Below are 24,548 nucleotides of genomic sequence, written 5' to 3' on the forward strand. Positions count from 1 at the left end.
CAGACATGATATGATTTCTTCTTCGAGCTTGAAATTCCTTTATTCTTGTCGGAATAAGAATAATTGTGCCACTTCAAAAAAAAAGGATGTGCTCATCGGCACACCCTTATTTCCTGAAGAAAGTTCGTTTAGATTCCTACTTCCATTTTTCTCCCTGCTCCTTACCAAGTTCAATCGCACCCTCTGGGATAAGGATTTCACCCGTCTCTTCTGAGGATAACGCTTTGATGACTGACCTTGATAAGTCTTGCGGCGGATACGGTTTGATGAGATAATCCTTCACACCGAGATCCAGTCCTTTTTGTTTGTCTTCTGTTACCGTTGAAACGACAATCGGAACATCCTTCGTCCGCTCCGTTTCTTTTACTACCTTCAAAACATCCCAACCGCTCAGTTCTCCATCTAACAAAATGTCGAGAACGATGCCACGCGGCGTCATTTTTTCGATCATGTGGATGGCAGATTCACCGCTTCTGCAATGATAAACATCGAACCCACTCGCTTTTAGTTCTTCCATCAATAAAAGCGCCAGACTATCATCGTCTTCTACAATGAGAACTCCACCATCTTTAGGCGTGTCCATCTCTTTACCTAGAATAGGCAAAGAAATAGTAAATGTACTCCCTTGTCCTAAGCTCGATGTCACAGTCAGATCTCCTCCGTGCGCAGTAGCAATTTCTTTTGAAATCGCTAGTCCAAGGCCTGTTCCACCAATCTGACGTCGATCACTGTTATCCACCCGATAAAACTTCTCAAACAAGTGAGACATCGCTTCATCTGGAATGCCTAGCCCTTCATCTTCTATGTGCAGGTGGATCATGCCGTTCTTTTCTTCAAAACGAAGTGTGATCTCACCACCTTCAGGAGAATATTTCACAGCATTGCTAATCAAATTATTAAGCAATTGCGTGACTTTATCCGTATCTCCTAATATCTCATGATGGTCACTCGTATCCTCAATATTAAAACGATGCGTTTTGTACGTTTCTATATAACTCTCCAATACATCAGAAACGATTGGTTTTAGGTTGATCGCCGTCTTCTCATACATTTGTTTCCCTGATTCCATGCGCTGAATATCGAGAAAATCGTTGATCAAAACCGTTAGACGACTCGCTTCTTTATGAATCGTCTTCAAATACCTCTTCTGCTTTTCAGGCTTTAGATCTTTTGAAATCATGAGCTCTGTAAACCCTAGCACGCTTGAGAGTGGCGTACGGAGTTCATGGCTCACTGTACTAACAAACTCGTTCTTCATCTCATCCACTTCATATTCTCTTGTAATATCTCGATGAACAAAGATTGAACCGATAAATTTATCCGCATTATGCAGGTGCTCATAATACATCCGAATAAATCGGGGAACTTCATGGTTTGTTTGATAGACGAGTTCACTTTCTTGCGGTTTGATTCCTTTTATCACACGGTTGATATATGTTCTTACCACGTCCCGATAGTCTTCATCCACTTTTCCTAAAAACGTGCTGCTCCACACATCGAAGTCTTTTTTTCGGTTTTCATCTGAGATACACGCGTCCAACATCGAACACATTTGGTTATTCACTGAAATTGTGTCACCTTTTCGGTCGACTAACTGAATGCCTTCTCTAACCGTATTCAAAACTTCCATCGTAACTTTACGTTCATTTTCCGTAGTTTCATATAAACGCAGCTTATCGAGAGACAGTGAGATCTGCCTGCATAGGTCGTCTACTTCGTTCACTTCTTTTTCTGTAAATACGGTTCCGATTCGTGTGAGACACATAAGTGCAACAGGCGTACCCTCAGAAATAATCGGTAAGTATAGATCATATGAAAGAGAACGCTCGAGAGCATGGTAACCAGCTTCTCCCTCAGTCGCTTGTCTGCTAACGATGTGATAGTTCTTCTGTGTGATGGCTTTTAATGCTGGCCCGTCATCGATATGATTTATCCAGCGTTGTACCATCTCGTTTTTTAAGCCAACCGCTGCATAGTCCTTATTTTGATTGAGGAGAACGATCAATCCTCTATCAGCATTGAGAATTTCGATCAAGTTCGAAATGATGCTTTGGAGAAGATCTGTTTTACTCAAAGTTGACGCTAATGCGCGGTTCAACTGATTGCGATGCTGAAGAACTTTTGTTTGATAATTCATCGTCTTGACGCTCTGCTCAAGCTCTTCCTTGTTAACTTTTAATTCCTCACGCTGCTTGAGAAGCGCTTCGTTTGTACTGATCAGTTTACTTTCATTGCTTTGGATGCTCATCACCATCGAGTTGAAAGCTCTCGCTAGTTCACCTAATTCATCAAACCTTTTTTCATGAGGCACCTCAACACGCTCGCCGGCTGAAACTTGACTCGAGGCGATCGCCAGTTCATGTAGAGGACGACCAACTTTTCTAGCCATCACACCGACAAGCACGGTAGCGATCAAGAGTAGGAAAACAACGAACGCTATGAAAAGGTCTTGTATCGTCGAAAGACGGTTGATGAGCTCTTCATCGGTCTCTTTAATATCCGTTCTGATTGAGTTGACGAGTTCTCTGATTGAATCTTTGGCTGTATATACGAGGTCACTGCCACCCATGTCTCGAGAAAGTCGTTGAAGTCCTTCTGTATTATCAGCCGACACTAAATCTAGCGCTTCTTCAAACAACCGATTATAGCGAACGAGATAATTTTCAAGATCCTTTATTTTTTGCCGTTCTTCGTCTGTGCTTAACTTTGGTTCTAGGTTCGAGATGTTTTCTTCAATCTTAGCTTTTTCTTGTTCATAAGATGCGAGGAAAGGGGAATCAAGTCTAAACCCTAAGTACCCTCTGGCTTCAAAAAACATCTGGTTCAAACTATCTTCAAGCTCAATCGCAGCTTCATATTTACTTCTGAGATCGTTTATCTTCGTCTCATACGTTCTCTCGATTTGATGTGTGTATAACCCAAGCGCTATCGTCACAAGTACGATAACGACTAGAAACCCTCCCATAATTCTTACAAACTGATGAGAAAGACTATTCTTCCAACGTTTATTCATCTAAGATTGCCTCGACTGTTTCTAATAGATTGATAGGGCTAAAAGGTTTTGAAAGAAAATAATTTGCTCCTGCTTCTTTCGCAAGGTCTTCATCTTTCTTTTGTGCCTTAGCTGTTAACATCATGATCTTTACGTCATGATTCCCTTTGGCTCTGATCGTTTCGATAACTTCTAAGCCTGTCATCTCCGGCATCATGTAATCGAGCAGCACAAGGTCATAAGGATTTGAATTGATGAGATCGAGTGCTTCAGCCCCATCCTCTGCTTCATCGATTTCATAGTCATTGTCTTCAAGTGTATCTACGATCAACATGCGCAAAATTTCTTCATCGTCTGCTACTAGTATTCTCGCATTCATATTCACTACACATCCTTTTTCTATACTCACTGGCCTAAAAAGAAAGAAGTAGAATCTCTCTACTTCTTATATCGGCCAAAAGCTTCTTGAATAATATAGTAGGATTGTTTTAATCGTTCATGATAAGTTGGTTCATCCCACTCGTCCCATTCAAATTGAGCAAATTCTGAAACGGTAAGGGTTTCGTCATCAAGCTTCGGTTCTGTTTGTGAGATTGTTTGTATCTTTAAACCTTCATTTTCAACTTCACCTTCGTACGTAACGACCCCGATTTCAAACCCTTCTGAAACCTTCGATGACTTCAGTCCTTTCTCAAAGATGTCGCCAAAAATTTCTTTCTTACTAGGATCCTTCACGTTGAACAAAGCCCATGGCAGTCGAATTTCAATACGATTGTCTTTCATGATGAAATCTGACACTGAGTTATACTTCTTGTCCTCTGGATCACCATTACCGTATGTGAGTAAACCTGCTTCATAGTCTTCAAAAGGATAGACTTTATCCTCTGTTGGAATGTAGAGTTCTTTATTCAAAGCAAGACGCAGAGGGTGGAACACTTCGTTGTTCGGATCACTTGCATACTCGTTCTTATCAATCAATCCGAGCGACTCGCCGTATTGATAATAGAACGTATCATAGTAGCTGTGGACAAGCAGACGTGAATTTGTCTTTCCGTTTAAATTCAATACATAATCGATCCCCTCGCTTGCTGCAAGAGATTCTGACAAGGCTGTGCTCCCTTGTTGACCGATCGTATTGAAAAGAAGTGCTGTATGTTCTTCTTCTAGCAATTCTGGCGTCATATTCTCATAATCTAGTCTAAAATAGATATACTTCTCATCACTTGTCATATACAATTTCTCAAAGTTGCCGTTATCTGATGTTACGAGCGGCTTGATACCTGCGTCTTCCCAGTCAGTCACGTCTCCATCAACTTTTACTTTTAGAGTTTCACCTGGATCAAAGCTAAGCAAACCAAACTGCTGCTCGTTTGTTTGATCATTTGACCAGAATGGACGTCGGTCCGGATTATCGTAATCCATCGTGTTCCACGTTCGTTTAAACCATTCATCCTGCCAGGAGAAAATGAGCCCTCCTGCATAATCTTCTTCAACGATCGATTCGAACAACTTCGCATCGATCTCTCCTTGCTCTGATTCAGAATGTCCGCCTTGGTCCATCCCGTACACATTCCGATGTGTGATTCCCCTAGAAGCTGGCACACCGAACTCCGCTACGAGGACAGGCATCGAATGTTCACCACGCAAATCGTTCAAATAACCTGCATAATTGTTTTTCTCGCCATTGTGATCCTTGTAGTTCACATACTTCTCTTCAAAGTTCAGGAAGTCAGGATAATAAGGATAAATATGATAAGAAGCAAATTGACCGGCTTGATACGTCTCCTTCAGCTCGATCGCATTTGGATTCACCGAGACAAGGTCTTCTTTTTCAAGCGGCTCAGCAGGATGCTCGATAAGATCCGTCGTTACCCAGTTTGTAAAACTAACCGGACGCTGCCACTGGTAATTCTCCATTTCATACCGCATCGTCTTATCCATCATGTTCGCAAGCCAAATTTCAAACGGACTAGCATTCGAAGTTGAAACATAGTCTCCATCATATTGCTCTAGTGATGCGTTTATCTCGTTCGTAGAAACGACAACTTCAGGATCCCACTCGACTCCAAGAATCCAACCGATCACATAAGGCGAGACATCTGCAGAATAAATTCCACCAGCATGCCCCTTCCGATTCTCGATGCGAGCATTTCCATGAATAATGTCTATCGTGTCTTCGATCGCTCGGTCTAGAAGTTCGAGATTCTCCTCAGCGAATGCATTCTGAGACTCAAGCATCGGTTCTTCTTCAACCCAAACGCCGTGGAAGAGATAGAGCGGCTCTTCAGTTTCTTTGTTATGCTCGAGAAGCGCTTCATAAAACCCGGGAGGATGGATCGTATAGACCCTTACCGCATTCGCATTCATGTCAGATATCTGTCTGAACCATCGCTTGTATTCCCGCTTTGTAATCGCCGTTTCTCCTGGGAAATAGCCTGGTTTTGCGATTCCCATATTCACGCCTTTGATCAACATGTCTTCCCATTTTCCATCTCGATAGATTTGGATGTGATCGTCGCTTACTTGACCAGCTACGCGGACTCCATCAGAGGTATACACCTCGCTCTTATGCTGCACTTCTTCCTTATCACTTGTTTTCTCTTCGACTTCTTCGAGTACAGACTTCATCATCGGAACATACATTTTCCAGTAAAACGCATCGATTGAGGAGTTGTCTCCAAAAGTGAGTAAGCGATTGATCGACGGGATCCCTTTGTACTGATAAAAGTCAAATGTAGATGAGCGATCAGCATAATCTCCAGCAAAATAGTATGTATCTTGATGGTTGATCACTGCAGGAAACGTTACGGGAACGCCGCTTTGCGATAACGTTTTTTCCACTTCTTCCGTAACATCGAGAGAATAAGTAGCTAATATCTCCTCATCGTTTTCAGGCATGACAATATCAAACCAGTAATGATAAGAACTTGATTCCTGAACAAGATGATCACTCACATGATCCTTTCCGTTTTCTGTGAATGAGAATGTGACGGTATCCTCCCCGATCTCTTCACCCTCGATGACGATCAACTGATCATCCTCATCTACGAGAAGTAAACCATCACCCTCAAACTTCCACTTCTCTCCCGTTTGTTTCTCATAGTTTTTCACTGCCCAAGCAGGAACCTCTCCTCCGACTTCGAGCTCTTCAAAGTATCGTCCGATCCATCCTGACCATTCCAGGTTAAGAACAGAGTAGAGCCGCTCTCTCGCAGCCTGTTCAGTCGGACTTCCGAATGCGTTGAATTCAGCGATGAAAGTCGAGCCTTTTTGCACTGCCTCAGCGATTTTATTCACTTCATCTTCTTGCATTCCCCCATATAGGGAGGCTGATCGGTCGCCGTTCGTCGTTCCACCATAGTATTCATCTTCATAAACGCCGTATGAGTCGGCGAGATAGATCAATTCATAATCCTTTAACGTATCGGGGAAAGAGGAAATGTCATATTCGCGCTCCTCGCCCGGATGGAAGCCTGTGTAGTCTTTTGAAGCATCGTATGCTCCATCTTCTTTCACCCATTTCTCATAATTGAGCAGCCATGTTAATCCCTGGTGTTCGCGATACGATTGATCTGGTACTGTTTTATCAATAATGTAAACGTCTTGTTGATGTTCTCCTTGAGAGTGCCAGATGATGACCGGAATGCTGATGATCACAAGTAACGTTAGGATTCCTGCTACAATACCTGCGTATGACGTTAATTTCTTGTGGGTAAACAATTACTTCGAAACTCCTTTTCTACTCATTTCTCCCCAGCCTTGGTTTCCTTTAAAAAGCTGAAAGATTCCTTCTACACGCCACAATACTGTCATCGGTCTGAACCAGAATGCTTCTGATAGAGAATAGAAAAAGAGTCTCACGAGGTCGGTTACCTTAGGGTAGCGGCGAAGACTCCATTCCTCTAGCAGTACCGCACTCATCGATAGAAGCGATCCATAGATGACGGCTAACAAAAACAGCATGAATGCGAACGGTGTGTAGAAACCACTAATGAATGGTGCGAGAATCATCAGAATATATCCGATGAGCTCGATGACTGGTCCAATAAATTCAACGATAAAGAAATATGGCATCGAGATGGTGCCGACTAACCCGTACCGAGGGTTAAATAACATTTTTTTGTTGTACCAAAGACTTTCGAAGAGTCCTCTGTGCCACCTGCTTCTCTGTCTTCTGAGAATTTTCATGCTTTCAGGGGCTTCAGTCCAGCAAACAGGATCAGGTACATAGACGATGCGTTTGCCTGAACCTTCTTCTTTTGCTAAGCGGTGTAATCTCACAACAAGATCCATATCTTCTCCAACCGTGTTCGTTCGATAACCGTTTACCTTCACGACACTTTCACGATGAAAAACACCGAATGCGCCAGAGATGATCAGCAGGAGATTATGACGTGATAAGCCGATTCTTCCCATGAGGAACGCTCGCAAATATTCGATTACTTGCATGACCACGAGTGGACTTCTGGATAGTGCGACCTTCATCACTTCACCTCGCTCGATCTCACATCCATTCGCGATTCGGACACTTCCTCCAACAGCGATAACCTGCTGCTTAGAATCGATGATCGGTTTCATCACCTTTGCAAACGCATCTCTCTCAATGATCGAATCACCATCGAGTGAGCAGAAATAAGGATAGTGGGCAACATTCATTCCAGCGTTAAGAGCATCTGCTTTCCCACCGTTCATTTTGTCTACTAGAAATAAATTCTCATATAACGTAGATTGATAAACGTGCTTGATGTCTTTTGAGTCCACTAATTTACGAACCGTTTTTTCAACCTTTACCATACGAAAAGCTTCTACTACCGCCTGCAGTGTCCCATCCTTTGATCCATCGTTTATGACGACAACTTCAAACTCCGGGTAGTTGATGCTGAGTAACGACCGTACACTTGGCACGATGCCCGTTTCTTCGTTATATGCTGGCACTAAAATCGACACGGGCGGCGAGAATGATGAGTCGATGATCTCTTCGTATTGCTCGAACTGATCGATGTTATGTTCTTTTCTCAACTGAATTGCAGAGATAATAAACAGTATGAAATAAAACAAGATGATCCCCACAAGATAGACTGCTACAAAGCTTGTGAAAATAATTAATAACGTTGTGAAGATGTTAGCGAGGGTCACGTAGATGCTCCTTCCTCAAAAGCCACTCGAGGGCAATGTCTCTAGCGAAACGATCTTCATGTTCACTAGAGATCTCTCTCAATAACGCCTTACCATTTGACTGATAGGAAAGCGATTCGGCTGCTGCTGTTCTTACCCACCAGAACTGATCCGAGAGAAGGGGCAGCAGCAGATGTACGAAGCGGTCGTCACGCTGCATCTTAGCAACCTTTGCCGCCATCATTCTCTCTTGCCAGCTCTCAGACGTGAACGATGGGATAATGAGATCGATCTTCGTCATGTATCCCATCTTAGAGATGGCTTTTAACGCTCGTATTCTGAATTCTGTATTAGAAGAGCTTAAGAACGGTTCGATGTAAGGTAAGTAATCATGTTCTTTTCTTTCTCCCATTGCTTCGATCAACGTCTGTTGAATCCATAGCGGAAACTCATCGATCGACATGATCAACGCTTCAAACAAAGGTCTTTCAAGTCGTGAATAAATATCTAGATAATAAAACCCTGAGTACTCTTTCGTTTCTTTTAAAAGGATGGAATAGACTCGATCATCCTGTATGTTTGCTAAAACTCGCAGTACTTGAATGGCTTCCATTTCAGTTACATGTTTGGTTTCATAAATCGCTATGCACTCATCACTCAACGCAGCCATGCGAAACTTTTCTATGCGATAAAGCGTGTTCATCCGCACACTCCAACTGTTACTTTTCAGTTGAGTTTTATAATGTGTAAAAAAATACTTTTCAGCGATCATCTCGATCTCCGCCATCATGGAGGTATTTCCTTTCATCAAGGAGTAGTACCTTGTCAGCACGTCCTCTAACGCTTCCATCATCGCTTTCGATTCTGGCGGTGCAAGCTCCCGCGTTCCTTTAAGCGCCTCCATGATGCTTTCTAAATAATACTTCTTCCAATACGCTTTCTTCTCATCAAAGCGATTTCTGAGGTATTTTCTTATAAGAAGAAAACAAAACAGCAGTGTTAAAACCACAAGCAGAACAACAAAAAGCTGAAATACTACAAATACAGCGTTCATATCATCGACCGTCCTATTAAACGACCTTCTCAATAAGTCTACGGATACGAGCTTCTAGCTCAAGCATATTGAAAGGCTTCGTAATATAATCATCAGCGCCAAGTTCTAGCGCTCTAACGATGTCTCTCTCTGTTTTTCTACCGGTCAACATCATTACGGTGTAGCGGCTTTGTTCCCGCTCATGACGAAGACGATGCAATACCTCTATTCCATCCATCCGAGGCATGATGCCATCAAGTAATACAAGACAAGGCGCGCTCGTTCGATGCCATGAATCTTCAAAGAAAGCCTCTCCTTCTCGATAGGCTTTCACTTCGATGTGATAATTTCCGTCCATCTGAAGGTCCATAAGGTGTGATGAAAGCATCGTTCTTAGTATTTCATCGTCATCGACAATGGCAATTTGTATCGTTTTGATATTCTTTTCATTCGAAGGAACATTGTCATAGAACACAACTTGATTTCGACCATTTGACTTAGCTCGATAAAGCGCCTCATCAGCTAAATTCAATAGTTCTCGGTTGGTTGAACTTGTATCGAGTTCCACGATGCCAGCTGAAAATGTAACTGAAAACTGTTCCGTTTGCGGGCCGAACACTTCTTTTTGAAAATCTGTGAGAAGTTCATTTATGAAGTCGATCGCATCAGAAGTACTTCTTCCTGGAAGCACAACCACAAACTCTTCCCCACCATACCGAATCAGCGTATCTCTTCTTTTCTTTCGATTCATAATAAAGTGGGAGAGCTTCCTTAATACTTGATCTCCTATCAAATGACCATATTGATCATTAATCGATTTAAAATGGTCGATGTCGAGAATGGTGATGCTTACATTTTCGTTCGTTCTAATCATTTCCGAACGCAGATGATTCAGATGGTTTTCTAGGAACTTTCGATTATAAGCTCCCGTCAACTCATCTGTTAATACGGAGGTCATGACCATTCTGCGCTTCTTCACTTTATCGTTCATTCTAATGAAGTACTCGTCCATCGATATGTCCGATTCAAAATAGTCGCTCGCACCTAGCTTGTAGCTATTCAACCGATTCACTGCAGAACTGTTCTCATCCGTAATGACTAATGGGATAAACTGCACTTCTGCTTTTTCTCTAATTTCATCAGCGATCTCTTTATCCTGATCCATCAGTGAATGCTCTAAAATGATACAGTCAGGATTCATATCATAGATCACTGTACGTGCTTTCGAAAGCTGCAAAGAAGCAAAGACGATATACCCTTGTTTCTCTATGTAACTTTTCATTTCGATCAACGTCATTGGTTTCGGATGGATGAGGATGACCACTTCTTCTTCATCAGACGTTGCCTCGGCAGCATTGCCCTCATCTATTCCCTCAACGATACCCTCAAGCACTTTTACCGTATACTCGTTGGAGAACGTTTTCTCACTCTCTTCATCAAACTGTGAAATGACTGCCTCTGCCTGTTCTCCCACATGCTGGTATCCGACTGTACCAGCTGTTCCCTTTATCGTGTGCAGAAGCTGATAGATTTCTTTCTCAGGAACGCTCTCATTCTTCTTTTTTATCGCGTTGATTTGATCTCTAATTTTACTAGCAAATTTCTTTTTATACTTCTCCAATATGATGCCTCCTATGAATCTAGGGCGAATTTAAACTATCCTCAAATAGTTTAATAATATAAGACTTATGCAAACACTACAATGTAAAAATTAGCAATTTTTCCTATGAAGGAAAATTAATCCATTGGATGCAGAACTAAAAAACCGATAGGAGTATTTTCCTATCGGTTCTTACATTAAAAATCAAAGTTGTCCGGGTCTGGTCCAACTCGTTTGTCTTCATTCAGCGCGTTGATACGATCCATCTCTCCATTTGAAAGTTCGAAGTCGAATAAATCAGCATTTTCCTTAATACGATGTTCTTTCGTAGACTTCGGAATGATGATGATATCGTTCTGCAAGTGCCATCTTAGGATGACTTGAGCAGTTGATTTGTTGTGCTTTTCAGCGATGTCTTTCAGCTCTTCATTCTCTAATAGTTCACCTTGCATAAGAGGTGACCATGCTTCCACCTTAATCTCATGCTTCTCACAGAAATCGCGAATTTCTTTTTGGTTTAGCTTTGGATGTAGCTCGATTTGGTTAACTACCGGTTTAACGGTCGTTTCCTTAAACAGTTTTTCAAGGTGGTGAATGTGGAAGTTACTCACACCGATCGCTTTGATCTTCCCTTCATGATAAAGGTGCTCCATCGCTTTCCATGTGTCGACGAACTTCCCTTCCACTGGCCAGTGGATAAGGTATAGATCTAAGTATTCGAGATCCATTCTTTCAAGCGACGCTTCAAAAGCCTGGATCGTTTCATTATAACCTTGATCCGAATTCCATACTTTAGAAGTGATGAAGAGTTCTTCTCTAGGTACACCAGCTTCTTTGACCGCTTTGCCTACCCACTCTTCGTTTCCGTAGATCGCAGCAGTATCTATGCTTTTGTATCCATTTTTGATCGCAGCAGTAACGGCACCGATAAGCTGTTCCTCTTCTTTTACTTGAAATACACCTAGACCAACTTGCGGCATCTCAACGCCGTTATTTAGCTTAACTGTTTTTGATAAGGTCATCTTACTCAACTCATTTCACTCCTCTATATCTAAATTGGATCATTTCACTACTATTTTTTCTAATTCCCACCGTAAAGTCAATTAAACGAACTCGGATCGATTGAAATAAGTAAAAAGGTGTTGTTCTCTTCTCTGACCTATCGATAACTAGTCTAAAAGACCCTTCCCTATAAAGAAACCGCTCGATGTTATCCGAGCGGTCCCTTTTTTACCAATTAAATCGTTCGATTTTGGTGATGTTTTCTTGAGGAACACCTGCTTCAATGTAACTTCTTACAAGCTTCCATTCTCCTTGTACACCTTTTCGGAACGTATTGAAGAACAAGTTGCCCGTTTCACTACGTTTTCCACCAGCAGAGATGGAAGCCCAAATAACTGCAAGCATTTCATTTCTTCTTAGCGGTGTGACCGATACCTTTTTCAAGTCCCACTGTGTACCATCCTTTTTAAATGCAGTAAAAGCCTGTTCCCAACCTTTTACAGATTCGGTATAACCAAAATCATAAATTTCTGATTGGCTCGTGATTTCTCTAGCCTGATAGCTATCACTAATCTTGTACTTCACACCATCAATGGATGATTGCCTCCAGCTTTCTAGAAACTCGTCTAAAAACTCATCAAAATTTTTCATTCGATTCCCTCCCCCTCCACTCTATTTCAACAAGCATCGACAGAATCCTTTCATCTCTACAATAGGAAGAGAGATGGGATTATGTTATATTACATAAGAAGTGATATTTGAAAGGATAAATCGCCTTATGAGCAACCAATTACAAGAAGAAATAAATAAAAGAAGAACGTTTGCGATCATTTCCCACCCCGATGCTGGTAAAACGACGTTAACAGAGAAACTTTTGTTTCTTGGTGGACAAATTCGTTCAACTGGTACAGTTAAATCACGAAAGTCCTCAAAGTTTGCGACATCTGACTGGATGGAAATCGAAAAGCAACGCGGAATTTCCGTTACGTCTTCAGTGATGAACTTCAACTATAAAGGACATACGATCAATATTCTCGATACGCCTGGTCACGAAGATTTCAGTGAAGATACGTACCGAACGCTTCTCGCTGTTGATAGTGTCGTTATGATCATCGATGCCGCTAAAGGGGTCGAGTCCCAAACGAAAAAGCTATTCAAAGTTGTTAGTGAGCACGGTATCCCGATCTTCACGTTCGTGAATAAGATGGATCGACAAGGACGTGAACCGCTCGAACTACTTGAAGAGATCGAAGAAGTTCTTGGAATCGAATCTTATCCGATGAACTGGCCGATCGGAATGGGGCAGGATTTCCACGGCGTATACGACCGCCACAAAAAAGCGGTTGAATTCTATGATACAGACGGTGATAACAAGGAGAAAGAAGCTGTCTACATTTCAGATCTCGATGACCCTGTCTTAAAAGACAAAGCTGGCGAAGATCTTGTCGATCAGCTTCAAGAAGACGTGATGTTACTTGATGAAGCAGGTTCAACGTACAGTGAGGAAGCATTGCAGGCAGGAAAACAAACGCCTGTCTTCTTCGGAAGTGCGATTTCAAGCTTCGGAGTGCCAACATTCTTAAACCACTTTCTAGACCTTGCTCCACCTCCAGCACCAAGACAAAGCTCTGAAGGAGAAGTGAAGCCTGAAGATGAAACCTTCTCTGGCTTTATCTTCAAAATCCAGGCAAACATGAACCCTGCCCACCGCGATCGCGTTGCATTCCTTCGTATCGTATCAGGCACGTTCGAAAGAGGAATGGAAGCTTGGCTTGAAAGAACGAATAAGAGTATGAAGCTTTCTCAAGGACAGCTTTTCTTCGCATCGTCTCGAGGCAATGTCGATAAAGCCTATCCAGGAGATATCGTCGGGCTCTATGATTCCGGAACGTATCAGATCGGTGATACGCTCGTCGGTTCTAAAAACGTTTATTCGTTCGGTGCACTACCAACCTTCCCACCTGAGCATTTTGCCAAAGTGCGAGCTCAAAAAGCGTTGAAGCAAAAGCACTTTTACAAAGGCGTACAGCAGCTTTCCGAGGAAGGTGCGATTCAGGTTTACAAAACCGCGCACTGGGATGAAATCGTCATCGGCGTTGTCGGAAGACTTCAGTTTGAAATCTTCGAACACCGCATGAAGGGTGAATACAACACTGACATTCAATTCGACACGATGCCTCATCAGCACGCGCGATGGATTGAAGTCGACAAGCCAGAAAACCTTGTCGACAACTCGAGAAACCTTCTCGTTTACGATCAGCAGCAGCGTCCAGTCCTCTTATTCACAAACGACTTTGCGCTTCGCTGGTTCCAGGAGAAAAATCCTGATGTACCGTTGAAGGAATCTAAGTAAAAGAAAGCCACATCTCGATCCTTTTTTGGATCAAGATGTGGCTTTTTCGTTTTTACGGCTCCATTTGAGCGAATACACTCTTAACTTTACCGATGACGTCGTGACTCGAAGCGTTCTCGACCATCATGGCGATGAGTAAGTCTTTCCGGTCCGTATTGTATGCTACGAACAAACCGTTTTCCTGACCGGTTTCTTCACCTGCACCTTTTAATTCAGCCGTTCCAGTTTTCCCTGCGATCGAGATTCCTTCTACCTTAGGCTCATATGCCGTTCCCTCAGGGTTTGAAACGACTTCTGAAAGAGCACCATCAACGACTGAAGCAATTTCAGAAGAAACAACTTCCACTGCTTCACCGCCCTGATCCATGATTAACGTAGGCTTCACCATCTTCCCATCGTTCGCAAACGTCGTATACGTCATTGCAAGGTGATACGGCGAAATCAATAGTTCTCCCTGTCCATAGCCTGAGTCGGCTAACAGGATGTCATTTTCTAAACCGTCGTTTGATACAGAAGAATCTGCAGTTGGAAACGGAAAGTCGGTTCCCTTTCCGATCAGAAATGATTCAAGACCTTGCTGAAACTTTTCCGCTCCTAAATCAAGCGCTTTTCTCGCAAAGTAAATATTATCAGAATGCATGAGCGCTTCTTCAAGCGTCACTTGAGGATCTGCTGGTTTTACGCGCGTAACTTTATAACTACCCCAGCTAGAGTCTGCTCCCCATTTCAACCCATCAATTTCTTCAACCTCATTCGGATCGAGTCCGTCTTTTAAAGCAATCGCAGCAGTAAGCGGTTTGATCGTAGATCCTGGTGAATATGTTTTGTTAAACTTTGCTGAAAACGGCTGATCTTTATTAGCAGCTAGCGCATCATACTCACCTTCATCGAATCCAAGGGTGAAATCGTTCGGGTCATACGCAGGAGAACTCGCTAACGCTAGTGTTTCTCCCGTTGTCGGATGAAGTGCTACCGCTGTACCAGCTTTCCCAGAAAGTTCGTTGTACACCTTCTCCTGGACGGTTGAATCGATCGTTACTTGTATGTTCTCACCATCCACTTTCGGTGTACTCGCGATTACTTTCTCAGTCCCTTTTACTAAGATCGTCCAACCAGTTTCACCGTGAAGCTTATCTTCATAAATTTCTTCAAGTCCTGCGACACCGATCTTTTCATAGCTTGAGTAGCCTTTTTGGGCATATTTTTCTAAGTCTTCTTTTAATAGATTACGGATATACCCAGTTAAGTGTGCGGCGCTTTCACCGAGTGGATAAATACGTTTTGTCGTATTGTTCACTTGCACGCCAGTAATCGTTATTGCTTCAGCAATCAAATCTTCTTCATCTACCATGACACTTTTAATCGGAACGAATTGAGCAGGGTTCGATTGGACCCACCCTTGACTTAGTTCCTTCTCAATAGCTTCAACGCTTACCTTCAAGACTTCACTTAACTGCGACAGAATCGCTTCTTTATCCGATTCAATTTTTTCAGGTACGACTCCGATCTGTTTGACCGTTCCATTCACGGCAAGCTCTACACCGTTTCGATCCGTTATTTCTCCACGAGTTGGGACTGCTGAAGAAATGGCGACTTCTTCACCCTCTTCTAACTCCTTAAAAATAAATGAAGGATTCCAGTTCACTTTGTATGTCTCTGTCTCCTCATCTTCTGTTAGGACGAGCGTTGCCTCGTTTTCGAAAGCAACTTCTCCCGCTAGCGTCTGCATCGACACTGAAAAAGGAAACGTCACTTCTCCTTCTTCATTCGCCTCCGGCTCTTCCTCAGGCTTCTTAAATGTTACCTTCAAATCCTCAACTTTCACATCGGAATAAATCGATTCATATCGCTCGACAAAATCTTCTTTTGTAATCGACTCCTGTGCAGCCGGCGACAGCTGCGTGTACAAACTACTAAACTCTTGTTCATTCCACTTCTTTACATATGTATCGAACGCATCGATGGGTGAAGGTGGTGTTGAACAGCTAGCAAGTATGATGAGTACCCCCATCAATAAGAACATTTTCAGTTTCAAGATCAGCTCTCCTTCATTCCTTTATTTTCCTATAGTATAAAAGAACGGACTGTTAGTTAAAAGGTAAAACTGCCCATCTAGTATTCTCGCAAGAGTGATGGGCAGCAGGTACACATAGAAAAGCCAGCAGCCTTTATAGGCGCTGACTTCGTTTTATTCGTTCATTCCCCATTCCTCTTCAAGTGTTTTCAAAAGTTTATAAGGACCTTTTTCCTTATTTGACGGAATGGCAACCATGAAATCTGTTGACGGATAATAAGCAGATTCAAAGCTCACTCCAGGATCATAGCCCATCACGTAATACTTCATAACCTCATCCTCATTCATCTCTATCCAAATTCCGTATCCGTAGTAGGTATTATCCTTCACATGTACATGGCGTGTTAGCAAACGATGAACGATCGCTTTACTGACCAACTTTCCATTAATAAGGCCTTCCCAAAACTTAATCATGTCCGGAGCCGTCACATACGCCCCGCCATCCGGTCCCCCAACCTTAGGAATGGAATAGACATTCGTCTTCCACGATCCATCTTCAAAGTCGATATAGCCTTTAGCCGTATTTTTAGGAAGCGCATCTAGTGGAAAATAACCAGAATCATGCATGCCGCATGGACTGAAGATGTTTGCCGCTACATAGTCAGTGAACGATTCCCCCGTAATCTCCTCCACGATTAAGCCAAGTACAATAAAACCTGCGTTGTTATAGGCAAATCTTTCCCCAGGAGCAAACTTCATCTTCCCATCCTGGAACAATGGTAAAAAATCTTTCGGTTCAGTTACTGTGTAGGCCGGTGTGTCGAGCCATAATGCTTCATAATCATCCATCGTTTCTTCATCAAAATAGTCCTGTATTCCAGAAGTATGTGTTAAAAGCTGATGAACTGTTACTTCGTTATCGAAGTGTGGAAATGGAACCTTGAAACATTCCCCTATTGTAGATTGAAACGATACTAGTCCTCTCTCAACAAGCTGGCAGATCGCGATCGCTGTGAACACTTTACATCCAGAAGCAATTCCAAAGCTTGTATGAATGTTGTTCTTGATTTCTTCCGCTCGGTTCGCAAAACCAGCAGCCGACTTGATCACAACGTCATCTTCATTCCGCGCATAAACAACACCAGAAAACCCCACTTCTTTTATACGCTCCTCAATTTGTTCGATTACTTGCTCCATGTTCTCTCTCCCCTTTCTCTTCGAAAGCATTTCCTCATTTAAATCGTTAAAGAACACAAAAAAGCTGACATAAGTCAGCTCCTCTTACTGTGCACCTTTGATTGCACGGTGAAGCCCTTTGATACAGCCACCATGCTCACTCTCATGAAAGAGTGCGAAAAGAACGAGCTCACCGACTGTATGCAGCTCTACTGGTCCAGCCTTAAATGTTTCTTCAATCTTCTCATCAAGACGATTTTCAAACGTCTCTTTGAAGCGACCCATCTGTTCAGATAATCGTTCTTTGAGTTCTGCTACTTTTGGAGGGTCAACTGTCCAATCTTTCGGACTCGTACCTCTTGTAAACAATTCAGTATAGCCTTCAGGCAGGTTAACCTCTTCCCCGGCCATATGGAATACGATGTACTCAAACGAGACAAGCACGTGACCTAACTGCCATCGCAGTGAATTTGGGAATCCTTCTGGAATGATATCTGCATTATCTTCCGTGATCTTCTCAGCACCCATCAATAAAAAAGTACGAGTCATATCCATCTGCTTTATTATATTTTCCATCCTAAACACACCTTTCATTATGTAGATCTGTCAAACCTATTCTTTCATAACGTACTAGTTCAATACAGTTGGACTGGAACCTTTATTTAACAGTCACTTTTTTAAAAAATAGTGTTAACACCTTACTAAAAAGGGGTAACACCTCTAACATTGCACAAAATTCTCTTTGCATCAGGAGGAATGGTTTTGTTTACGTTAAGCGATATCCCAATGTTTCTAATAAATTTTTTCTTGATTCTCCCGATCGTAACGCTTGTTCATGAAGCAGGTCACGTTCTTACGGCGAGACTGTTCGGTGGGAAAATTAAGTTTTGTATAGGTACAGGTGAAACGCTGTTCCATCTCGGGGCTCTCGAAGTGAAGAAGAAGTATTTCATGGAAGGATGGTGTCAGTATGAAAAACTAACCTACAATAAAACGTGGGCACATGTTGCCATCTATGCCGCAGGTAGTTTATTCAATCTAGGTGTTATCTTGATTCTTAATCTACTTATGAATTTAGATGTCCTACCTGTGACACTTTTCTTTTATCAGTATTCCTATTTCTCTGTTTACTTTATTTTCTTTTCGCTTATGCCATACCGGAACGATGCTGGAAAGCCTAGTGATGGCCTCGCGATATTCGATGTGATTCGCTACGGAAAAGCGGAAGATCCGATCGACTAACTAGCAAAAAGCTGCCATCATGGCAGCTTTTTTTTTATAGCTTATAAAGCGCACTCTTCAATCTCAAATCCTAAATCTTCTATCATTCTATGATCAGCTGAAGACTCAGCACCGTCAGTCGTTAAGTAATCTCCGACAAAGATGGAGTTTGCAGCGTATAATCCCATCACTTGTAGAGAGCGAAGGTTCACTTCACGCCCACCTGAGATACGGATTTCTTTTGTTGGATTCATTAACCTAAATAGCGCGAGCACTTTTAAGCAGTATCTTGGATCAAGCTCATCCATCTTTTCCATCTTCGTACCGGGCACAGAGTAAAGAAAGTTAACCGGAATCGAGTCGGCATCGATTCGACGAAGCTCTGCTGCCATATCATACACATCTTCGTGTGATTCTCCCATTCCAACGATTACGCCTGAACAAGGTGAAATTCCAGACTCCTTTACATTTTCAACCGTCTTCACACGGTGATCATATGAGTGCGTTGTTGTGACGTTGTCATGGTGACCTTTACTCGTATTGATATTATGATTGTAGCGATCAACGCCGGCTTCTTTCAGACGGTTCGTCTGCTCAGAAGAAAGAATTCCGAGACAAGCACAGATTTTAAGAGGCATCTCGGCTTTAATTTCTTCAACAGCATCGATTACTTTATCAAGTTCTCTGTTTGTTGCACCGCGTCCACTCATCACGATACAGTATGTACCAGCTTTACGATTCATCGCTTCCCGTGCCCCACTCACAAGGGTATCCTTGTCTAGAAGTGCATATTTATTTACGTTCGTATCCGCATAGGCGGATTGAGCACAGTACCCACAGTTTTCAGGACATAACCCGCTCTTCGCGTTGATGATCATGTTCAGCTTTACTTTTTTCCCGAAATAATGCTTTCTCACGCGGTATGCCGCATTCAATAAAGGTAATAACGATTCATCGGAGGATGAAAGTACTGAAATAGCTTGTTCTTTTGTCAGCGGTTTCCCTTCAAGTGCAAGATCCGCAAATTTTTCCCAATTCGCTGTTGTTTCTTCGACTTTAAGCATCCAATTGCCTCCCATTTAAATGTTAACTTATTATTTATTTAAGTTAACATTAACCTACCACCAAGTGGAAACGTCTGTCAATCTGATCTTTTTTGAAAATATTTGAAATAATGGTTTACATCTTACCTCCTGAGGAAGACAATTAGTAGAGACTGTTTTTATAGGAGGAGTTCGAATGACACACCTTTTAATGAGCGTTAAGCATCTATGAAAAAGGTTGGAATTCTGCTGTTATTCGTAGGTCTTTTGATCGTTTTATGGAGTGGCTATTCCTTTTGGGATCAAAGCAAAGCTGTTACCCATGAGCCAGAAGTCGTCCAAAAAAACCATCCAGGTTGGGATTCGACCGTGGAGAAAAAGACGATTGCTGTTGAGGAAGAAGAATCAAAATCCACATATGAGTATGGTGAAAAAGCAGCTATGCTATCGATTCCAAGGATAGGCAGCACATACAGCGTTTACTATGGCACGGATGAGGATTCATTGAAGAAAGGTGTCGGTCTACACGAAAGTAAGTGGACTGTCACGCCTGATGAAAATGGCCACGTGGTTCTCTCTGGGCATCGAGACACCGTTTTTCACAACCTTGATCAAGTAGAAGAAGGCGACCACTTGTATGTAGAATTCAATGGAACTGTATACGATTATCAAGTAAGAAAGATTTGGATCACAGATGAAGATGACCGTTCCGTTATCGTAAACAAGGACGAGCCTACTTTAACGTTAACAACTTGCTATCCGTTTGATTATATTGGGTTCGCACCAGAACGATATATCATTCAATCAGAGCTCGTTTCAAAAGAAACACCACTCCGTAAGTAAAAGAGCTGCCATTTCGGCAGCTCTTTCTTAACCTTTCTCCCAAATATTAAACGTCATTCCATAAGGATCTTGGATATAGCAATCTTTCCCTTTTCCTTCCCAGCGAATGATTTTACAACCATTCTTCAATAAATCATTCCTTGCTTCTTCTAATGATTCCACTTCTAACTCTAAGACTGGCCCGAGATTTTCCTCTCCATCGATCAAAAAGATGTGATTGTGATCGCTTTTGAATTCTACCTCATTGACTGTACTGTGCTCCTGGTGCTTAAAACCAAATACTTTCTCATAAAATCTTTTCGCTTCAGCGACATTTTTTACTTGTAAGCCAATATTTTTAGACAGCTCATATTTCATTCACTACACCTCACTTCATTCATCTTTCCCATTCTTCCCATTTCTCTTTCATTTCGAGCGTTCCTTCAATCGATTCATGCTTTTATTCCGATCTTCTGCTTCACTTCATTCAAGAGAGGTTTCGCTTTAGCTCTAGCTTTTCCTGCCCCTTCAGCAAGTATCCGATCAAGCTCTTCTCGATTTTCCATGTAATACTTATATTTTCTTCGAGGCTCTTCAAGCACATGGTTCATCGCTTCGAACAATTCTTTTTTCGCCTCTCCCCATCCAATTCCATTTTCAAATCGATCTCTCATTTTACTAACCACATCTTGACTTGCAAATTCACGATAAAGTGCAAATACGGTCGAATCGTCTGGATCCTTCGCTTCATGAGGTTTTGTCGAATCCGTCTTGATTTTGTTGATCAACTTCTTAAGTTTCTCAGGCTCTTCAAAAATCGGAATCGTGTTATGGTAGCTCTTACTCATCTTCCGACCATCGAGACCCGGTATGACAGCAGATTCTTCCTTCACAACATAATCTGGAAGTTTGAACGTTTCACCGAATTGTCGATTGAACGTATCTGCAAGGTCACGAGCGATTTCAACATGCTGGATTTGATCTTTCCCAACTGGAACAAGATCAGACTGGAAGAGTAATATATCAGAAGCCATTAAAATCGGATATGTGAACAGTCCCATGTTGACTCCATCATCGATTTCGCGTCCTGTTTCTCTATTTTGATCGACGATCGCCTTGTATGCATGCGCACGATTCATCAACCCTTTTGAACTAAAACATGCAAGAATCCATGAAAGTTCAAATATTTCAGGAACATCAGACTGGCGATAAAAAATGGATGTGGATGGATCAAGTCCTAAAGCAAGCCATGTCGCAGCAATCCCGTACGAGAGTTCTTTCATCTGTTCAGCATCTTGTATTTTCGTAAGTCCATGATAATCTGCTACGAAATAAACAGGATCCTCTTCTGCTGCAAGCTCTAACGCTGGTTTGATCGCACCGATATAGTTCCCAAGGTGAATCCTTCCTGTTGGTTTAATACCCGTCAACACCGTTTTCTTCATCACTCATCCTCCATTCTAATCAACACAAAAAGGGCTTCTCATCCTATGAAAAGGACGAGAAACCCGTGGTGCCACCTTTATTCGTTTGCTTCACACAAACGCGCTTAACTCCTACAGAAAAGAAAGCTTTTCTATAAGGTGTCTCTTTTATCGGTAAGACCTTCCGCCGCAACCTACTCCTTCGTTCAGTCCGGAAGCTCAGAAGCCCATTCCCCTTCAGCACACACTGATTCACACCACCCATCAGCTCTCTGACGTGTTACTAAAGACTACTCTTCTTCTTCATCGCTCGTGTATTTTTTTATTATTCTAAACATTACAGGTAGTCAAGTCAAGAAAATATTTCCACATTTCTGCTTTTCGCTTCTTAAAATTATCTTATTCTTTCCAGAAGCGTTATACTAGAAAGGTAAGAAATAACTTCCACTCATCCTCTAATTTACACAAAACAGGATCCCATTTTTAAAGTATTTAAAGAATTTCTACATGTTGATTACATGTATGACTAAAAATAATTTTGTTTAAAATGTTTTTACAATCGTGTTTGTTGTGATGCTTTTTAGTCTGGCATAATAGCGTTATTATTTTTCAAATGACTATTTTTAGTACCTGGTCATAACTTTTGGTCATAAATTCCATTGACTTGCCTTTATCGTGCTGTTAAAGTTAACTGCGAATCATAGATAAGAAAATTGAAAATTCTGCCCAAATGACTATTGGAAGGTGATTTAGTGAAAGATCTACACTCATTCAGTTGGTATGCGGCACGTGTGAAGAAACACATGCCAAAGGATGCCTTTAAACCCGTACCTAGCCGATTATTCGGCGGTCTCATATACTTGTTGATTACAGTTGCCAGCTTCCTGATCATAGGACTGTTTAACTTACATCCACTCATCAACTTAGTTTTCTCAGTTGTAATCGGTGCAAGCTTTGCCGGACTTGGGTTTCTCGGTCACGAAATTTTGCACGGAACAGTTGTACGTAAGCCTTGGCTTCGAGACACCCTTGGTGCAATCGCCTTCTTTCCGTTAAGTACTGGACCAAAATTATGGCGTAAATGGCACAATATGAACCACCATGTGCACACACAACATGATGAGAAGGACCCTGATGCATGGCCAACGCTCGAGAAGATCTCAAAGATGAAGATCTTCCGTTGGATCTATAGACTGCCATTATTCATCAGAGCATTCTTTAGCTTTGCATCACTTACTGTTCAGTTCACTGCACATTCGATGAAAATGTTCTTTGTATACATTAAAGAATTCAAATCAGGAAAGCAGACAGAAGTCTGGCTACAAGTTGTTCTTCCATGGGTAACATGGATCGGACTCTTATTCATCATGGGATTCGAAAAATGGATCTTTGCATTCTTTATTCCATTGTTGATCGCAAACTTTATCGTTATGGCTTACATTTCAACAAATCATCGTTTGAATCCATTGACGCCTGTGAACGACCCACTTGCTAACAGCTTGACGGTTACCGTTCCAAAATGGGTAGATAAGATTCACTTTAACTTCTCTTACCATACGGAACATCACTTGTTCCCTGGTATGAGCCCAAAATATTATCCGCTCGTTAAACAGCACATTAAAGACATGTGGCCTGATCGCTATCATGAAATGCCGATGACGAGAGCTCTCATCGCGCTTTGGAAAACGCCTCGTGTTTATTTTGAGCACAATGAGCTTGTTGATCCAAACAGTGGAAATGGCTTCGGATCACTGGGAAACAAACTGAACCCACGATCGATCTTACCACGCAAACTCTTTAAGAAATAAGTAGAAAGCAGCCCAAGAAGGGCTGCTTTTTCTCGTTATCAGAGGAGGCCAAATTAGCCTTCCCTGCATCCTTGTTCTCATTACATGCAATTTAGCAGGATTAACCCGCTACATGCAGCTTTAGAAATCGAGTATTAGTACCCGCCTCCAACAAAAGCTGCACCTACGATGATAAGGAGAATAAACAGCACAACAATTAGAGCGAACCCGCTGCCGTAACCATATCCCATGGAGTTGGCCTCCCTTCCATCATGGATTACTATATCCTATGCTATAGTTACCATGTTGGATAGGCATTCGTTTAGTAAGGCAGGGATTGTTTGTTTTATCCCTATCGCCGCTCTAACGAAACCCCTAGACCCTCTGCCATTCGGTTCACAAAGTTGAAGTAAGAAGCTATCTGACAAACATCGAGGATTTCTCGATCGATACACCCTATTTCTTTTAATTCCGCCACATCCTCGTCAGTCACACTGCTCGGCTTTTTCGTAAGCTTAACAGCGTAATCCAGTATAGCTAGCTCCTTCATTTCTAAATCCAGCTCTCGATAATTCTTCTTTATCCCTTCTACTAGTTCACGATCTTTCGTAATGAAATGGAGCGCCGCCCCATGATGTTCCATTCAGTAAAAACACTCATTCTCTACTGAGACGACCGTTGCGATCATTTCTCTTACCCTTCGTGATAATGGCGACTCAGCAAACATAATGACTTTGTAGTACTTCAAATGTGCTTCAAGAGAACGAGGATTTAAAGAATGCACGCGCAATATATTGGCCATTTCATTGTTGAATGCCTCATAAAGGTCCTTTAGTTTCCCCTCTGCCTCTTCATATGGTACCACTTTTATTCTTGCCTCCATGTTAGATCTCTCCTTTCACGTCATACCCTTTCTTTTCTATCAGGAAGAGCACTTCACCTTCAAAATCGTGATCTGAAGGATTA

General features: G+C 42.1%; 21 protein-coding genes and 1 other annotated feature. Of the genes, 4 read left to right on the forward strand and 17 right to left on the reverse strand.

Annotation, left to right across the window (positions count from 1 at the left end):
* Positions 1 to 136: 136 nt before the first annotated feature.
* The 8 genes from ACXADT_RS20685 to ACXADT_RS20720 form a co-directional block, all read right to left on the reverse strand.
* Positions 137 to 3,013 (reverse strand): ATP-binding protein, encoded by a 2,877-nt coding sequence (locus tag ACXADT_RS20685; RefSeq protein ID WP_474832679.1) that lies wholly within the window; start codon positions 3,011 to 3,013, stop codon positions 137 to 139.
* Positions 3,006 to 3,371: a response regulator gene (locus tag ACXADT_RS20690; RefSeq protein WP_270180796.1), complete on the reverse strand. Its 366-nt coding sequence runs from the start codon at positions 3,369 to 3,371 to the stop codon at positions 3,006 to 3,008. The genes ACXADT_RS20685 and ACXADT_RS20690 overlap by 8 nt, the downstream gene beginning before the upstream one ends.
* A 59-nt stretch (positions 3,372 to 3,430) precedes the next feature.
* Positions 3,431 to 6,712, reverse strand: a complete 3,282-nt coding sequence (locus ACXADT_RS20695; RefSeq protein ID WP_474832680.1) for a hypothetical protein — start codon at positions 6,710 to 6,712, stop codon at positions 3,431 to 3,433.
* Entirely contained in the window at positions 6,713 to 8,128 is a 1,416-nt protein-coding gene (locus ACXADT_RS20700; RefSeq protein ID WP_474832682.1) for a glycosyltransferase family 2 protein, read from the reverse strand.
* Complete coding sequence (locus ACXADT_RS20705) at positions 8,115 to 9,161, reverse strand: HEAT repeat domain-containing protein (RefSeq protein WP_474832683.1); 1,047 nt, start codon at positions 9,159 to 9,161, stop codon at positions 8,115 to 8,117. Before ACXADT_RS20705 ends, ACXADT_RS20700 begins: the two co-directional genes overlap by 14 nt.
* 16 nt (positions 9,162 to 9,177) lie before the next feature.
* Positions 9,178 to 10,761, reverse strand: a complete 1,584-nt coding sequence (locus ACXADT_RS20710; RefSeq protein WP_474813755.1) for a diguanylate cyclase — start codon at positions 10,759 to 10,761, stop codon at positions 9,178 to 9,180.
* A gap of 176 nt (positions 10,762 to 10,937) precedes the next feature.
* Entirely contained in the window at positions 10,938 to 11,771 is an 834-nt protein-coding gene (locus ACXADT_RS20715; RefSeq protein WP_474832685.1) for an aldo/keto reductase, read from the reverse strand.
* A gap of 199 nt (positions 11,772 to 11,970) precedes the next feature.
* A complete protein-coding gene (locus ACXADT_RS20720; RefSeq protein WP_270180791.1) occupies positions 11,971 to 12,393 on the reverse strand; it encodes a flavoprotein in 423 nt (140 codons plus the stop codon).
* A gap of 127 nt (positions 12,394 to 12,520) precedes the next feature.
* On the opposite strand from ACXADT_RS20720, the gene ACXADT_RS20725 reads away from it, so the two are divergent.
* A complete protein-coding gene (locus ACXADT_RS20725) occupies positions 12,521 to 14,095 on the forward strand; it encodes a peptide chain release factor 3 (RefSeq protein ID WP_474832687.1) in 1,575 nt (524 codons plus the stop codon).
* Between the two features lie 52 nt (positions 14,096 to 14,147).
* Here the strand turns inward: ACXADT_RS20725 and ACXADT_RS20730 are convergent, their stop codons facing one another.
* The 3 genes from ACXADT_RS20730 to ACXADT_RS20740 form a co-directional block, all read right to left on the reverse strand.
* Positions 14,148 to 16,130: a penicillin-binding transpeptidase domain-containing protein gene (locus ACXADT_RS20730; protein ID WP_474832688.1), complete on the reverse strand. Its 1,983-nt coding sequence runs from the start codon at positions 16,128 to 16,130 to the stop codon at positions 14,148 to 14,150.
* 153 nt (positions 16,131 to 16,283) lie between these two features.
* Entirely contained in the window at positions 16,284 to 17,306 is a 1,023-nt protein-coding gene (locus ACXADT_RS20735; RefSeq protein ID WP_474832690.1) for a serine hydrolase domain-containing protein, read from the reverse strand.
* A gap of 84 nt (positions 17,307 to 17,390) precedes the next feature.
* Positions 17,391 to 17,861 carry a DinB family protein gene (locus ACXADT_RS20740; protein ID WP_270180783.1) on the reverse strand — a complete coding sequence of 157 codons (471 nt, stop codon included), beginning with the start codon at positions 17,859 to 17,861 and terminating at the stop codon, positions 17,391 to 17,393.
* 180 nt (positions 17,862 to 18,041) lie between these two features.
* Here ACXADT_RS20740 and ACXADT_RS20745 point away from each other — a divergent pair, with 180 nt between their 5' ends.
* Entirely contained in the window at positions 18,042 to 18,527 is a 486-nt protein-coding gene (locus ACXADT_RS20745; RefSeq protein WP_270180782.1) for a site-2 protease family protein, read from the forward strand.
* A 41-nt stretch (positions 18,528 to 18,568) separates the two neighbouring features.
* On the opposite strand, the gene bioB is transcribed toward ACXADT_RS20745, so the two are convergent.
* Entirely contained in the window at positions 18,569 to 19,570 is a 1,002-nt protein-coding gene (bioB, locus tag ACXADT_RS20750) for a biotin synthase BioB (RefSeq protein WP_270180781.1), read from the reverse strand.
* Between the two features lie 207 nt (positions 19,571 to 19,777).
* On the opposite strand from bioB, the gene ACXADT_RS20755 reads away from it, so the two are divergent.
* Positions 19,778 to 20,392, forward strand: a complete 615-nt coding sequence (locus ACXADT_RS20755; protein WP_474832691.1) for a class D sortase — start codon at positions 19,778 to 19,780, stop codon at positions 20,390 to 20,392.
* A 27-nt stretch (positions 20,393 to 20,419) separates the two neighbouring features.
* On the opposite strand, the gene ACXADT_RS20760 is transcribed toward ACXADT_RS20755, so the two are convergent.
* On the reverse strand, positions 20,420 to 20,749 hold the full coding sequence (locus tag ACXADT_RS20760; RefSeq protein WP_270180779.1) for a VOC family protein: 330 nt from the start codon (positions 20,747 to 20,749) through the stop codon (positions 20,420 to 20,422).
* Positions 20,750 to 20,823: 74 nt separating this feature from the next.
* Complete coding sequence (locus tag ACXADT_RS20765; protein WP_474832693.1) at positions 20,824 to 21,816, reverse strand: tryptophan--tRNA ligase; 993 nt, start codon at positions 21,814 to 21,816, stop codon at positions 20,824 to 20,826.
* Between the two features lie 47 nt (positions 21,817 to 21,863).
* Positions 21,864 to 22,111 (reverse strand) — a binding site (T-box leader).
* A 436-nt stretch (positions 22,112 to 22,547) separates the two neighbouring features.
* On the opposite strand from ACXADT_RS20765, the gene desB reads away from it, so the two are divergent.
* The gene (gene desB, locus ACXADT_RS20770; RefSeq protein ID WP_474832695.1) at positions 22,548 to 23,603 is read left to right on the forward strand and encodes a Delta(10) desaturase DesB; all 1,056 of its coding nucleotides are present in this window, start codon (positions 22,548 to 22,550) and stop codon (positions 23,601 to 23,603) included.
* A 134-nt stretch (positions 23,604 to 23,737) separates the two neighbouring features.
* On the opposite strand, the gene ACXADT_RS20775 is transcribed toward desB, so the two are convergent.
* The 3 genes from ACXADT_RS20775 to ACXADT_RS20785 all read right to left on the reverse strand — a co-directional run bounded on the left by ACXADT_RS20775 (position 23,738) and on the right by ACXADT_RS20785 (position 24,465).
* A complete protein-coding gene (locus tag ACXADT_RS20775; RefSeq protein WP_142329528.1) occupies positions 23,738 to 23,833 on the reverse strand; it encodes a YjcZ family sporulation protein in 96 nt (31 codons plus the stop codon).
* 101 nt (positions 23,834 to 23,934) lie between these two features.
* Complete coding sequence (locus ACXADT_RS20780) at positions 23,935 to 24,225, reverse strand: carboxymuconolactone decarboxylase family protein (protein ID WP_474832696.1); 291 nt, start codon at positions 24,223 to 24,225, stop codon at positions 23,935 to 23,937.
* On the reverse strand, positions 24,226 to 24,465 hold the full coding sequence (locus tag ACXADT_RS20785) for a carboxymuconolactone decarboxylase family protein (RefSeq protein ID WP_270180775.1): 240 nt from the start codon (positions 24,463 to 24,465) through the stop codon (positions 24,226 to 24,228).
* Between the last annotated feature and the right edge of the window lie 83 nt (positions 24,466 to 24,548).

The organism is Anaerobacillus sp. ABR4_321, from assembly GCF_056158505.1.

Coding starts and splice junctions, on each gene's coding strand:
- ACXADT_RS20685 (WP_474832679.1), bottom strand. CDS start 3,013: ATGAATAAACGTTGGAAGAATAGTCTTTCTCATCAGTTTGTAAGAATT.
- ACXADT_RS20690 (WP_270180796.1), bottom strand. CDS start 3,371: ATGAATGCGAGAATACTAGTAGCAGACGATGAAGAAATTTTGCGCATG.
- ACXADT_RS20705 (WP_474832683.1), bottom strand. CDS start 9,161: ATGAACGCTGTATTTGTAGTATTTCAGCTTTTTGTTGTTCTGCTTGTG.
- ACXADT_RS20720 (WP_270180791.1), bottom strand. CDS start 12,393: ATGAAAAATTTTGATGAGTTTTTAGACGAGTTTCTAGAAAGCTGGAGG.
- ACXADT_RS20725 (WP_474832687.1), top strand. CDS start 12,521: ATGAGCAACCAATTACAAGAAGAAATAAATAAAAGAAGAACGTTTGCG.
- ACXADT_RS20735 (WP_474832690.1), bottom strand. CDS start 17,306: ATGGAGCAAGTAATCGAACAAATTGAGGAGCGTATAAAAGAAGTGGGG.
- ACXADT_RS20740 (WP_270180783.1), bottom strand. CDS start 17,861: ATGGAAAATATAATAAAGCAGATGGATATGACTCGTACTTTTTTATTG.
- ACXADT_RS20745 (WP_270180782.1), top strand. CDS start 18,042: ATGGTTTTGTTTACGTTAAGCGATATCCCAATGTTTCTAATAAATTTT.
- bioB (WP_270180781.1), bottom strand. CDS start 19,570: ATGCTTAAAGTCGAAGAAACAACAGCGAATTGGGAAAAATTTGCGGAT.
- ACXADT_RS20755 (WP_474832691.1), top strand. CDS start 19,778: ATGAAAAAGGTTGGAATTCTGCTGTTATTCGTAGGTCTTTTGATCGTT.
- ACXADT_RS20760 (WP_270180779.1), bottom strand. CDS start 20,749: ATGAAATATGAGCTGTCTAAAAATATTGGCTTACAAGTAAAAAATGTC.
- ACXADT_RS20765 (WP_474832693.1), bottom strand. CDS start 21,816: ATGAAGAAAACGGTGTTGACGGGTATTAAACCAACAGGAAGGATTCAC.
- ACXADT_RS20775 (WP_142329528.1), bottom strand. CDS start 23,833: ATGGGATATGGTTACGGCAGCGGGTTCGCTCTAATTGTTGTGCTGTTT.
- ACXADT_RS20780 (WP_474832696.1), bottom strand. CDS start 24,225: ATGGAACATCATGGGGCGGCGCTCCATTTCATTACGAAAGATCGTGAA.
- ACXADT_RS20785 (WP_270180775.1), bottom strand. CDS start 24,465: ATGGAGGCAAGAATAAAAGTGGTACCATATGAAGAGGCAGAGGGGAAA.